The organism is Paenibacillus diazotrophicus, assembly GCF_042610465.1.
In genome coordinates this window covers 244,878-257,593 of the sequence record NZ_JBGJZN010000004.1, presented here as the reverse complement: position 1 = coordinate 257,593, position 12,716 = coordinate 244,878, and the positions used below count along the sequence as shown (strand labels likewise).

The following is a 12,716-nucleotide window of genomic DNA, read 5'->3' as shown; positions in this document are numbered from 1 at the left end:
CTTGAAAAAATTGATCTGGATTGGCTGCCTCTCCTACTTTGTCATCGGACTCGCACATGTGGTGCTGGGTTCTATTCTTCCCGTTCTGCTGCAACATTATGACCGCACTTACAGTGCAGGCGGCGAGCTGATCTTCAGCCAATTTGCCGGATTCCTAGCTGGTGTGCTGATCTCGCCGCTGCTCAACCGCCGCTTCGGCAAAAGGGGCGGACTGCTGATCGCCACTGGTCTGCTGCTGTGTGCGGAAACCGCTTATGCTTTTCTCCCTCCATGGGGGTGGATGTATGTCATTGCCGTGGCCGCAGGCTTTGGCTTCGGCATGATTGAAGCCGTCATCGGCACCATCATTATAGCAGCTGTCACAGAAGGAACCGCTGTGGCCATGAGCCGGCTGGAGGTGCTGTTCGGCGTAGGCGCACTCGTGATGCCGCTGGTTGCAAGCCCGTTAATTGCAGCCGGCGCCTGGAGACTGGCCTTCCTGATCGTCGCAGCCTTTGCGCTGATCTCTCTGCTGTTCTGGGCCAAGGGCGGGTTCGGCCGCCTGCAGAGCGTACTCGACGAACGCCCCCCGCGCAAGGAACGGGGCACTGAGCGCCTGCGTTCAAGAAAACTTCCCTATAAAGGCAAACAGTGGGTGCTGCTCAGCCTGTTCATTGTTTTCTTCTTTCTCTACGTGGGTACGGAGATGAGCCTGGTCAATTTCATGCCGGCGATCTTCATTGCCAAGCTCGGCATGGGCGACGCTTCGGCGGCCCTGACCGTCACCTTCTTCTGGCTGGCGATGTCTGCTGGGCGGCTATATGCCGGAGTTGTTGCCGAGCGGATCTCCTATCGAAGATATGTGCTGGTTAGTTGCTTCTCCACCTTGCTGCTCTTAGCGATATTTCCGTTTGCTGAGCAACGTATTGCCGCTTTTGCCGTGCTGGCACTGCTGGGGCTGTGCATGTCCGGCATCTTCTCCATATCACTTGTCTTCTCCAGCAAGCTGCTCCCCGGAGCCGAAGAGTCCACTCCAAGCATTATGATCGCTGCCGGCGGGATCGGCGGAGCGGTGCTGCCGCTTGTGACCGGCTGGTCCATGGATCATCTGCAGATCGCCCAGACTTCGGGACTGCTGGCTGCTTTTGCCGCCGTGCTGTTCCTGTTAAGCGTGGCAGCCTGGAAAATAGGGTAATATAATTCATGTAAATATCTTGTGCAAGGGTGGGAACTATTGATGCCTGAACTTACCCCTTTAGCTTCTGAACCAACACTCCATACCGCCCTGCTGCAGTTCATCTTCCCCTTCTCCCTCAAGGAGGGTGAAGACACGAAAGTGATCGAACATCTGACCCGTGAGGGATTTACCCGTTTTTTTCTGGACAACAAAGACCTGGAAGACGCTTATTATGGCGAAGGCTACTGTGTTTCCCATGAAAAAATGGAGCGGAGCTACCTCCCGTTTGCGGCCCATGTGCTGTTCCCCCGTGAGAAGGACAAAGATTCCTTCCGCCGCTTTTCCCGGGCCAATCAGCTTCCCTGCAGGATGGAGATGCCCGGACAGTCAGTTCATTTCCAGGTGCTCTCTACGGATGTATTCGTCTGTCCTTTCGAACTCGGCTTCCTGACCATTAGAGTCAGCATAGAGGAGGAGCATCTCCCCTTCAGCATTGCCCTCGAATTTGCCGACCGCTTCCGTACGCTGGAGGATGTATCCTTAAGGGATAAACAAACCTCCATTCATTGCCATGACCGCTCCTTTGATGAGGTGGAGGATTTTGTGTTCAGGAATTTAGTGAGCGGACTGGAGCCTTTTCTCGACCCTTCAGAAATCAATGGGGCTTATTTTGAGACTTTACCGTTTTTTGTGGATGAAAGAATGCTGGTTCAGGCCTTTTACGGTTTTGACGGGCAGGCGGGCCAGGAGGGTGAGATCAGTGTGGAGCAGCAGTACCGTGCTTCCCAGCTGGATGGCCTTACCGTGGAAGGCACGCCGTACATCAGTGCCAGCGATCCCGGATACATCCGGGATTACTGCGAGGAACACTGCTACAACCGCTGGGGACCGGACACTTACTATTTGACGAATGAGCAGACATTCTGCTGCCTGAGCCGGGCTGAACCTGAGCTGGCCACCCAGCTTATTAATCAGATGTATGGAGAATATTACTATGGGCTGCTGCTGAGCATATTTCATAAAATCGTTCTGCTGAAGCTGGCCAACATCCACTCTCGGCTGCGCATTAACCACGATGTGGATGAAATCGAGAACCTGATTTTTATGATTAACAAGTTCTCTGCCAAATTTTATTTTCTGGAGTTAATTTCGCAGTCCCAGGGCCGGGAGATTTTTTTCCAACTACGCAAAGTCTACGGGAACGACGCCCTGTTTGAAGAGGTCAAAATGACCTTGAATGACCTGTTTCAATACCAGGAGAAATTCCAGGCCAAGCGGCGGGACACACTGCTCATGATCCTGACGGTGTTCACCGTGGTGAGCGGTATTTATGGCATGAATCAGGTGATCGAGGACCTTAAAGGCAAGATTGATTGGAGCAAAATGCTGGAGTATTCCCCATTTGAATATCTGGCGCTGTTCGTCACCTTCACAGGAATCGCTGTCAGTATCGGCCTGAGTCTGAAACAGCTATGGAACGGAATCCGCAGCCGCCGCAGAAAAAGAAAAAGAGCCCGCTGATCTACAGCAGACTCTCCAGTTCACGGCAGGCTTCCGCATACGCAGGCGCAAGCCTGGGAAGCAGCAGTGCCGCCCGTTCATATTCTCCTCTTCTGGCATGCTGCTCAACGCCTGCGCATACATGGGCGAAGTACTGCGCTCCCAGTCCAAGGCTGCCGGATTTCAGGCTATGGGCTACCGAAGCCATCTCCGGCAGGTCACCGGCCTCCGCCGCTGCCTGCAGGGCAGCCAGCCGCAGCGGGGTATCTTCCTTGAACATATCGACAAGCGTGCGAAACAGCTGCGGCTCTTCCTCCCCGTCCATTTCCCGGATGCCGGACACTGTATCCCGATTCAATACCGGAATATAGGGCTTGGGCCCGAACCATCTGTCCAGAAGCTGCTTCAGCTTATCCAGATTCAGCGGCTTCACGGCCCAGTCATCCAGCCCCGCATGGAAAAACGCTTCCCGGCTCTCTTCTGATCCATCCCCGGTCACACCAATAATGGGAATTCTCATCCTTGTTCCCGTGGATTCCAGCTGGCGGATTCTCCGGACCGCCTCGCCGCCATTCATGCCCGGCAGCCTGCTGTCCATGAGGATAAGCCCGAAGTCTCTCTTCTGCCATGCTTCTATAGCCTGATTCCCATTATTGGCCAGTTCCACATTGGTAATGCCCAATTTTTTCAGCTGCAGCAGCAGGAGTGTGCTGTTCAGTCCATTGTCTTCAGCAACCAGCACCGGCATTGTACTGAAGCGGGCCTCCGGCAGGAGAACCTCAGCGGCATTCAGGTTGTCCTGCAGCCGGGCGGTCTTGCCCAGCGCTATCTCAAACCGGAAGGTTGATCCTTGGCCAGGCGCACTATCTACCGTGATCGCACCTCCCATCAGCTCCACCATCGACTTGCAGATCGACAACCCCAACCCCGTTCCCTCCACTGCCATCTCCGACTCTTGGCTGACTTGCGAATACGGCCGGAACAGCCCGGCTTGAGCCTTCAGCGGGATGCCAATGCCCTCGTCCCTGACTTCGAAGCACAGCCGCTGATGCTTGCCATCCTCTTCAGCCAGCCCTACACGTACCTCCACCACTCCGTCCTGTGTGAACTTAATGCTATTCCCCAGCAAATTAATGAGCACCTGAAGAATCTTGGACGAGTCTCCATTCAGTGTACTCTCAACACTGCTTGCAACCTGCCATTTCAGAGTGTTTCCGCGCTTCACTGCAGCAGGAGAGAGGAGACTTGCCGCATGTTCAAGCAGATTGCGTATGCTCAGCGGAGCCTTTTGCAGCTCCATTTTGCTGGCTTCAATCTTGGAGATATCCAGCAGATTATTGATCATCTGGAGCAGGTATTGTGCCGATTCCCGGATGACCTCCAGATGAATCCGCTGCTCATCCGTCGGGCTCTCAGCCTCCAGAAGCTCAGTCATCCCCACAATTCCGTTCATCGGCGTACGAATCTCGTGGCTTACTGTAGCGAGAAACAGGCTTTTTGCCCGGTTGGCCCGTTCCGCCTCTTCCTTCATGGCCTTAAGGCTGGCACTATTCTTGGTGAGCAACCGGTGCATCGTAATTAATTCATTGTTCATCGCAGAAAATTCAGCCAGGGCTTGTTCTTCTCTTTGCTGTCCCTGGATCACCTGGTTAGAGAGCTTCTCAATCGTCTCTCTCAGTTTCCGGATCTCTTGCTCATGGTCGGTCATTTCCTTCTCCCGCCTTCTATGTCAATTCTCCCGGAGTCACGCATCAGGAATAAGACGCCCCGCTATTTCCAGCGCCCCCTTGGCATCAGGGGCATAGCCGTCAGCACCGACTTTTTGCCATAACTCTCTGTCTATATTAAAGGGCATTCCGCCAACCATAATCTTGATGGGATTCAGTTCCGCATGTGTACGGATGGAAGCTATCAGACGCTGAACCTCCGATACATGAAAAGTCATGGTGATGGAGATGGCCAGCAGGTCGGCAGGCTGTTCCTTCAGATACCGGATCAGGCCTTCTGCAGGCATGTTGGAGCCCAGATAAAAGGTGTTCCAGCCCTCCATTTCGAAGAAATCCGCCAGCATCCGCAGTCCGATCTCATGCAGCTCCTGGCCGACTCCGACCGCAACCAGAGTCTTCTTCCCTTCCTGCGCCTGAATCCAACGCGGATAAAGCTGGGAAATGATACTCTGGGTACAGGCTGTACAGTAGTGCTCCTGAGCGACAGTAATGTGACCCAGCTGCCATAGACGGCCAATCTCATACTGGCTGCTCTGAAAAATATGCAGATATAGATCACGGATAGGCACGCCCTCATCATGGAGCCCCAGCACAAATTCTGAAGCCTTACGGCGTTCGCCGTCCAGCAGCAGCTTCAGGTACCTTTCGGCCTCCCGGAAATAGGGTTTCTCCGGTTGAAGAAAGGGCGGCAGGTTCTGCTCTTCTAGCGCATGGTGGATTCCTATATCAAGATAGCTCAGAATCAGCTCTTTTTCCGGCGTCTCTACCTGTGAAGCTACAGCTTCCTTCATCAGTCCCAGATTGATCTGCAGATCCTCAGCCGTAATTTTGTACTGTGCGAGCAGCACCTTAAGCCAGATAATATAATTAATGAATAAAAGCGGACTGTCCAGCGCCACACTTTGCGCCAGATACCGTAAATGATAGAGTGAATCCTGCTTGGTTCTTGCCATTCCGGAAGGGCCGAACCTGTGCTGCAGCTCGGGCTGCCGCTCATACTGACGTATAGTGACCTCCTCCGCCAACTGTTCCGCTAGCACCTTCAGCCGTTCTCCGGCATTTTGCTGATCAGTGTGCATAAGAGTCACTCCTTTATTAGAACAGAATTGTAAAGTATCAATTTTAATATATACAATTTGGAAAGTCCACTGTCTGGTGAGGTTTGGCAGTCCGCCAGAATCTGGGGCTGGTACTGGACAACCCCGAAGGGGACCGCTATAATACAGCGTAAGAACACAGCAACACCCATAACTTCATAGTACCAGGGGGGCTGGAATTGGCTGGCTGAGAGTGTATCCCGTTAAAGATACTGACCCTTATACCTGATCTGGATAATGCCAGCGTAGGAATCATCACCCGCATTCAGCCACTTCGGCTAAGCGGCCACCTAACGCAATTGCTGGCGTCCCGATCTTCGGGGCGCTTTTTTTGGTATGGACATCATCAGAATTAAGAAGACTGGGTAGCTGGAAGGAGAGAAGAATAGCAATGGGAGTCAAAAAAGCACTAATGCTCTGCATCAGCTGCATATTGGTTATCATCATGGCCGGGTGCGGCAGCAATACAACCAACTCCGGCGGAAATAGCACTGCACCCTCTGGAGACAGCAACGCCGCACCGGAAGCAACCGCAACCGCTGCAGAAACGGACGCGCCAAAGGAACTGACCAAGATCAAGGTCGCCCTGGACTGGACGCCGAATACTAACCATACCGGCCTCTATGCTGCCAAGGAGCTGGGTTATTACAAGGAGGAAGGCCTGGATGTAGAAATTGTACAGCCGGGTGCAGCGGGAGCCGACACGATGGTTACCTCGGGCGAAGCTGCTTTTGGCATCAGTGCCCAGGAGGCGTTCACCTTGGCCCGCCTGCAGGATGTGCCGCTCGTCTCGATCGCCGCTATCATCCAGCATAACACCTCGGGGTTTGCCGCTCCGAAGGACCGCAATATCAAGACACCAAAGGATTTCGAAGGCAAAACTTACGGCGGCTGGGGCTCTCCGGCTGAGGAAGCTGCCATGAAGGCGATCATGGACCCTGAAGGCGGCGATGTCAAAAAAGTGAAGCTGGTCAATATCGGAGAAGCCGATTTCTTCACCGCCGTAAAACGTGACATCGATTTTGCCTGGATATTCTATGCCTGGACCGGTATTGAAGCTGAACTGCGCGGTGAGCCGCTGGATATGCTGTATTTGAAGGATTACGCGCCTCAGCTGGATTATTACACCCCGGTGCTGACGACCAGCGAGAAGGAAATTGCTGAGCATCCGGAGCTGGTGAAGGCTTTCCTTGCTGCTACCTCCAAAGGCTATCAATATGCGATCGACAAGCCGGAAGAAGCTGCCGCCATCCTCTCCAAAGCTGTGCCGGATCTGGACCCTAAGCTCGTCCTGGCCAGCCAGAAGTGGCTTAGCCCGAAATATACGGACGACGCCTCCAGATGGGGAGAGCAGAAAGCCGAGGTCTGGCAGAAATACGCCGACTGGATGTACGGCCTGAAGCTGCTGGACAAGCCGCTGGATGCTGCTTCGGCGTTCACGAATGATTATCTGCCGGAGAGCAAGTAATATATATTAACCTTGCAAAGTTCACGATACAAAACCCGAAAGGATCTGATTGAGATGGCAAACACCCTGCTTAGTATTCAAGTCATTCCGAAAACTCCGAATAACGAGGATTCCATTCCTTATGTGGATAAGGCTATAGAGGTCATTCAGCAATCGGGCGTCAAGCACCAGGTGAATCCGCTGGAAACGACAATGGAGGGCGAACTCAGCGAATTGCTTGAAGTGGTGCGCCAAATGCATGAAGCGCTGATCGCATCGGGCAGCCCCAGCGTCATCTCGCAAATCAAGATTGCTCATAACCCCAGCGGAATCAGCATGGACAAGCTGACGGAAAAGTACCGGCCGTGAGATCGTACTGGAACCAAATCTGGCCGCCCCTTGTGGCGGTCATCTTTTTTCTGGGCGTATGGCAATTGGCGGTTTCCGTACTTCACGTCCCTTCCTGGATGCTGCCAAGCCCCGGCGATATCGCGCGCGAATCCCGGGGAAATGCTTCAGGCATTTGGGCACATACGGCCGCTACGCTGCGGCTGACCTTGATCGGCTTCCCGATCGGCACAGGCGTTGGCCTCATTGTCGCTCTGCTGCTGCATTTGGTGCCCTGGCTAAGAAGAGCACTGTACCCGCTGCTGATTCTCAGCCAGAACGTGCCCTCCATCGCTCTGGGGCCGCTGCTGATTATCTGGTTCGGGTTCGGACTACTGCCCAAAATCGTACTTATCACTCTCGTCTGCTTCTTCCCGGTTGCCGTCGCCGCCATGGGCGGGCTGGCCCAAAGCGACCGGATCATGATGAACTATATGAAAATGGCCGGGGCCAGCAAGTGGCAAATCTTCTCGAAGCTGGAGCTTCCCGGTTCTCTGCCAGCTCTGTTCTCTGGTCTTAAAATCTCCGCAACCTACGCAGTAATGGGCGCTGTAGTCGCCGAGTGGATCGGCGCAGACAAGGGCATCGGCTACTACATGCTGCTTCAGAAGGCCTCCTACCGCACAGACCGGATGTTCGTCGCCATTGTAATTATTGTTCTTCTTAGTCTGGTGCTGTTTGCGCTGATCGCACTTCTCGAGAAATGGCTGGTACGCTGGAAGCCGCGCAAGACCTCCTGATACTTACACTTCCCGGAAAGGGGATGAATGATTTGACAGCAGGGCATCCAAACTTGAACACCCGGGAACAGGTTCCCTTCGGGCACATGTCCGAAGCTCCAGCCCTCCCTCCTGCGCTGGACGTAAGAGGCGTATCCAAGTCCTACTTCCACCGCGGCCGGGAGACCCGCGTACTCGACAATGTATCACTAACCGTTGAGCCGCAGGAATTCGTCTCCATTGTCGGCCCTTCAGGCTGTGGTAAAAGCACCCTGTTCCATATCATCGGCGGCCTGGAGCTGCCGGGTGCCGGAACGGTAAGCATGAGCGGCAAGAACGTCACCGGTCAACGCGGTGAGATCAGCTACATGCCCCAGCAGCCTGCGTTATTCCCGTGGCGGACCATTGAGGACAACGTCCTGCTCGCCGGTGAACTGAAAGGCGAACCGAAGGCCGAAGCGCGGACGGTTGCCCGCCACTGGCTGGGTAAGGTCGGCCTGGGCGGGTTTGAACGTGCCTACCCACATATGCTATCAGGCGGTATGCAGCAACGGGCGGCCTTCCTGCGGGCGCTGCTCGCACCGCAAGAGCTGATGCTCCTAGATGAGCCGTTCAGCGCGCTGGATGCGCTCACCCGCGAGCAGATGCAGCGCTGGCTGCTGGAGCTATGGGAGGAGAACCGCCGTTCCGTCCTATTTATTACCCATAATATCGAGGAAGCACTCCTTCTCTCCAGCCGCATCTACGTATTTTCCGGACGTCCCGGTTCCGTTCTGCATACCATCGATGTCCCCTTCCCGCGTCCGCGGCGCGGAGAAATCACCGATTCTCCCGAATTTCTGCAGCTCAGACGCGAGCTGTCGGAGTGGATGCGCGAGGAGCAGGCCAGGTCTGCCCGGTAAAGAAGCGTTCCGGCCCGCATTCCATCGCAGCATACCCGTCGTTTTCCACCGCAGCGTATCGGATCTGCTTGCGGTCAACCCTCTTGAAATGCAGTAGCTGTCTTTACACAACTGCAGCAAATAAGCCCGGGCCTCTATGACAAGGGACCGGGCCTATTCGTATGTGTACCGTTAAAATTCCTGCTAAATCCAGCCTTTCTCTTCTGCCAACCGCACGGCTTCGATCCGGCTCTTCACTTCCAGCTTGTTCAGAATTTCCGATATGTAATTGCGGACGGTCCCATAGGAAAGGTGAAGCGTAGCGGCAATTCCCCCCGCACTCTGGCCGGCACCTGCCAGCTTCAGGATCTCCTGTTCCCGGGAAGACAGCGGGTTCTCCTCCCGCAGGCTGCCGAAGACCAGCTCGGGAGACACCTCCCGGTGGCCGCCCATCACGCGGCGGATCGCATCCGCCAGCTTATCCACCGGCTCGTCCTTCAGCAGATAACCTTGAATCCCGGCCTTTACACCCCGCTCAAAATACCCCGGACGGGCAAAGGTGGTCAGGATAATGATTTTGGTGGCAGAGCCCTTAGCTTTCAGAGTTTCTGCTACCTCCAGCCCGCTTTTATATGGCATCTCTATATCCATCAGGCATACATCCGGCTGAAGCCGTTCGATTACTGCAAGCGCCTCTGCTCCGTCTCCGGCTTCCCCAACCACTTCAATATCGTCCTCCAGATCCAGCAGCGAAGCCATGGCTCCGCGCAGCAGACGCTGATCCTCAGCAATCACGATCCGTATCATGCGGTCACTCCATCCTTTCTCTCCTTGACTACTCTCGGGACGACTGCCGTTAAGACAGCCCCCCGCTCTGCTCCTGAGCGAAGCGTAAGCGATCCATCAATCAGCGACAGCCGTTCGGCCATCCCTTTGATCCCGTTACCTTCGCTCCGCCCACGGCCTGTGTGATCCTCGCTGTGCAGACCGACTCCATTATCCTCAATGGTAATCTGGACATCTCCCTCTGTCATGCTAATGGCAATGCGGCACCAGTCCGCTTCACTGTGCTTCACGATATTGGTCACCGCTTCCTTGATGCAGAGACTCAGAATATTCTGCGTCAGGTCGGACACACCCTCCAGCACAGTATCTCCCTCGATCTCGAGGGTAATCTCCGCAGTGCGCAGCATCTCTCCCACTTCAGCCAGCTCTTCGGCTACGGATATGGCACGCATCTCTGACACCAGCTCACGAACCTGCCGCAGCGCCGCGCGTGAAATCCGCTGGATCTCTCTCGCTTCAGCCTGGGTACGACCGGTATCCTTGGCCGCAAGCTTTTCCACCAGTTGACTCTTAAGGGTGATCAGGGACAGCGTATGCCCCAGCGTATCGTGCAGATCCCGGGCAATCCGCATCCGTTCCTCACGTTTGACCAGCTCCTTGATGACCTCATTGGCCTGATCCAGCTCTTTTTCGAGCATTCTCTTGCGGTACAGCGAGCGAATGCCAAATGGAGTGACCAGCATAATAATCATAAAAGGGTACAGGAACAGCAGATCCCCCACAGCCATCCTCCAGGTAGCCATAATTAACGGGATAATCACCATGGCAGCAAAAGCGGTATAAGCGACTTTAAAATGCTTTTTATCTGTATACCAGCCGATGAAATTTGACGTGAAGAAGCCCATAAACAGATCATACGGCGTATAAGCTACACTCAAAATCACAATAATCAGCATCTGCACCGCCAGCCACAGGGTAAATCCTCTGCCGGTAACCCAATAGAGCTGACGATAGGTCACGACGAACAAAACCAGCATGGCTGCACCCAGCACCATCTTGACCCCCTGCTCCTCCTGCAGGTTGATGGCCGGAAACAATAAATACAAGAGCCACATATAAGGGAAAAAGCCGAATCTTTGCGGAAACAACCGGAACTGCCTGCGCGTCATTGTAGATTACACCGCTTCCTGTTTTTTTCGGATATAGACCGATAGTATCATAAATACTGCCAGATATCCGAGCAAAATCAAGATGCTGCTCCACTGCGGGTGATTCCCTGCTACGATCCTCCAGGCCCCATCCCCAAAATTATAGGAAGGCAGCCAGCGGCCAATCCGCTGCATCAGCTTCGGCATAATATCAAGCGGCATCCACATGCCTCCGGCAACCGCCAGCCCCATATAGAGCACATTACTGACCCCGCTTGCCGTATCGGCACGCTTCATGAAACCGACCAGGGTGCCTAGGGCCAGGAAAGGCATAGATCCAGCCAGAATCCACAGCCCGCACAGCAGCCATTGTCCAGCCGTCAGCGTTACGCCGTTCATCAAATATCCCGCGGCAAAAATGCAGAGTACCGAGAACAGATGCATGAGGGTCTGGCCGAACATTTTACCTGTAAAATATACCGAAGACGGCAGCGGGGTGATACGGATAAAAGTATTCCAGCCCTGGGTCCGCTCCTGGACCAGACGAATGCCGAGTGTCATAATGGCCGAACCCATTACACTGAAGGTAGCCATAGACATCAGGTAGTGCGCCTGCCACTCTGAGACATCGTCTTGCCCCGTACTCACTACTCTTGTAAAAATAAAGTAGAACATGATCGGCATCAGCAAGGACCAAATTACATAATAGGGATTACGAAAAATCCGCAGCATCTCCGCTTTGCACTGGCCGGCAATAAGTCTCATCATTTCGCATCTTCCCCCATATTCAATGTTAACTGCTCGAATGCTTCATCCAGGCTTCCCTGGTGAATACGTATGTCCCTCACGGCAAGACCGCCGGTTACTATCGAACGGAGTGTCTCATCCGTATTCTCTGTTGTCACATGGATGCGGCCATCTTTGTCGTAGCAGTCTTCTACAGAGGGCAGTTCCAGCAATTGTCCGCGCAGGAGTTCGGCATTTCCGTCCGGGAGCAAGGATAGCGACTGCTTCACCATTCTTGCCTTGATCTCTGCCGGACTGCCGTCTGCTACAAGAGACCCTTGGCTGAATAGCAAAATCCGGTCGGCAATATCCTCGGCTTCCTGCAGATAATGGGTCGTGAACAGGATCGTTGTGCCCCGGGCGGCCAGCTCCCTCACTGTATCCCAGAAATGGCGCCGGGCCGTGGTATCCAGTCCAACCGTTGGTTCATCCAGGAACAGCAGCTGCGGGTTTCCCGCCAGCGCAAGCGCAAAGGACAGACTCCGCTTCTGGCCGCCAGAGAGCTTCTCCGCATAGCGGTTCAGATCCTGTGGAGCCAGCCCTGTCGCCCCCAGCAGAAAATCCATATCCATCGGCTGCGGATAATAGCTGCGGATCAAGGCGATAATCTCCCGGACCTTAAGCCGGTCCATTACACTTACCTCCTGCAGCATAGCCCCGCTGCGCTGCCGCACCGACACATCCCGGGGTGAGCTTCCGAATACCTTCACCGTGCCTTCCGTCGGTTCCAGGAGCCCTAGAAGCATCGAGAGCATCGTTGTTTTGCCTGCACCATTAGGTCCAAGGACCGCTGTAATCGACCCCTTGCCGATGGTAAAGCTGATGTCATCGACCGCCTTTTTATCATTGAAGACTTTGCTGACGCCATTCATCTCAATCACGTGGTTCATGCCTGATTCCTCCATTACCGAATGTCTTTGCCGTACTTCTATAGTAATCATTAACAGGAGAGGACATCAGTATGGACTGTCATTTTTTCCGTGTGACAATTGTCATCCGGCTTAGAGCAAGCACAGAGAGCAAGCCCCCTTCTCCGCCGGGCATGTCAAAGAGCCTTCCCGCCAACGTGCAGCGTTGACAGA

The 12,716-nt window shown here is 54.3% G+C and carries 12 protein-coding genes and 1 riboswitch; of the genes, 6 read left to right on the top strand and 6 right to left on the bottom strand.

All coding sequences use genetic code 11. From position 1 onward, the window contains the following. The first annotated feature begins 1 nt into the window (after position 1). Both ACAN54_RS18010 and ACAN54_RS18005 read left to right on the top strand, forming a co-directional pair. On the top strand, positions 2-1,174 hold the full coding sequence (locus tag ACAN54_RS18010) for an MFS transporter (protein ID WP_379158162.1): 1,173 nt from the start codon (positions 2-4) through the stop codon (positions 1,172-1,174). 42 nt (positions 1,175-1,216) lie between these two features. Further along, positions 1,217-2,677, top strand: a complete 1,461-nt coding sequence (locus ACAN54_RS18005) for a hypothetical protein (protein ID WP_379158159.1) — start codon at positions 1,217-1,219, stop codon at positions 2,675-2,677. 1 nt (position 2,678) lies between these two features. On the opposite strand, the gene ACAN54_RS18000 is transcribed toward ACAN54_RS18005, so the two are convergent. Together ACAN54_RS18000 and ACAN54_RS17995 are read right to left on the bottom strand one after the other, a co-directional pair. Continuing rightward, positions 2,679-4,364: an ATP-binding protein gene (locus tag ACAN54_RS18000; protein WP_379158156.1), complete on the bottom strand. Its 1,686-nt coding sequence runs from the start codon at positions 4,362-4,364 to the stop codon at positions 2,679-2,681. A 36-nt stretch (positions 4,365-4,400) separates the two neighbouring features. Beyond that, positions 4,401-5,462, bottom strand: coding sequence for a cobalamin-dependent protein (locus ACAN54_RS17995; RefSeq protein WP_379158153.1), 1,062 nt, complete (start codon positions 5,460-5,462; stop codon positions 4,401-4,403). Between the two features lie 174 nt (positions 5,463-5,636). After that, positions 5,637-5,749, top strand: a riboswitch (TPP riboswitch). Between the two features lie 122 nt (positions 5,750-5,871). Here ACAN54_RS17995 and ACAN54_RS17990 point away from each other — a divergent pair. The 4 genes from ACAN54_RS17990 to ACAN54_RS17975 all read left to right on the top strand — a co-directional run bounded on the left by ACAN54_RS17990 (position 5,872) and on the right by ACAN54_RS17975 (position 8,935). Beyond that, positions 5,872-6,948: an ABC transporter substrate-binding protein gene (locus tag ACAN54_RS17990; protein ID WP_379158150.1), complete on the top strand. Its 1,077-nt coding sequence runs from the start codon at positions 5,872-5,874 to the stop codon at positions 6,946-6,948. A gap of 54 nt (positions 6,949-7,002) precedes the next feature. After that, on the top strand, positions 7,003-7,296 hold the full coding sequence (locus tag ACAN54_RS17985; protein WP_379158147.1) for a thiamine-binding protein: 294 nt from the start codon (positions 7,003-7,005) through the stop codon (positions 7,294-7,296). Continuing rightward, positions 7,293-8,054: an ABC transporter permease gene (locus tag ACAN54_RS17980; protein ID WP_379158145.1), complete on the top strand. Its 762-nt coding sequence runs from the start codon at positions 7,293-7,295 to the stop codon at positions 8,052-8,054. Before ACAN54_RS17985 ends, ACAN54_RS17980 begins: the two co-directional genes overlap by 4 nt. Before the next feature lie 86 nt (positions 8,055-8,140). Further along, complete coding sequence (locus tag ACAN54_RS17975) at positions 8,141-8,935, top strand: ABC transporter ATP-binding protein (RefSeq protein WP_379158753.1); 795 nt, start codon at positions 8,141-8,143, stop codon at positions 8,933-8,935. Between the two features lie 183 nt (positions 8,936-9,118). On the opposite strand, the gene ACAN54_RS17970 is transcribed toward ACAN54_RS17975, so the two are convergent. The 4 genes from ACAN54_RS17970 to ACAN54_RS17955 are packed head-to-tail and all read right to left on the bottom strand — an operon-like array spanning position 9,119 to position 12,524. Next, on the bottom strand, positions 9,119-9,721 hold the full coding sequence (locus ACAN54_RS17970; protein ID WP_379158142.1) for a response regulator transcription factor: 603 nt from the start codon (positions 9,719-9,721) through the stop codon (positions 9,119-9,121). Then, positions 9,718-10,869 carry a sensor histidine kinase gene (locus tag ACAN54_RS17965; RefSeq protein ID WP_379158139.1) on the bottom strand — a complete coding sequence of 384 codons (1,152 nt, stop codon included), beginning with the start codon at positions 10,867-10,869 and terminating at the stop codon, positions 9,718-9,720. The genes ACAN54_RS17970 and ACAN54_RS17965 overlap by 4 nt, the downstream gene beginning before the upstream one ends. A gap of 6 nt (positions 10,870-10,875) precedes the next feature. After that, complete coding sequence (locus tag ACAN54_RS17960) at positions 10,876-11,613, bottom strand: ABC transporter permease (RefSeq protein WP_379158750.1); 738 nt, start codon at positions 11,611-11,613, stop codon at positions 10,876-10,878. Continuing rightward, entirely contained in the window at positions 11,613-12,524 is a 912-nt protein-coding gene (locus ACAN54_RS17955; protein ID WP_379158136.1) for an ABC transporter ATP-binding protein, read from the bottom strand. The genes ACAN54_RS17960 and ACAN54_RS17955 overlap by 1 nt, the downstream gene beginning before the upstream one ends. Positions 12,525-12,716: the final 192 nt, after the last annotated feature.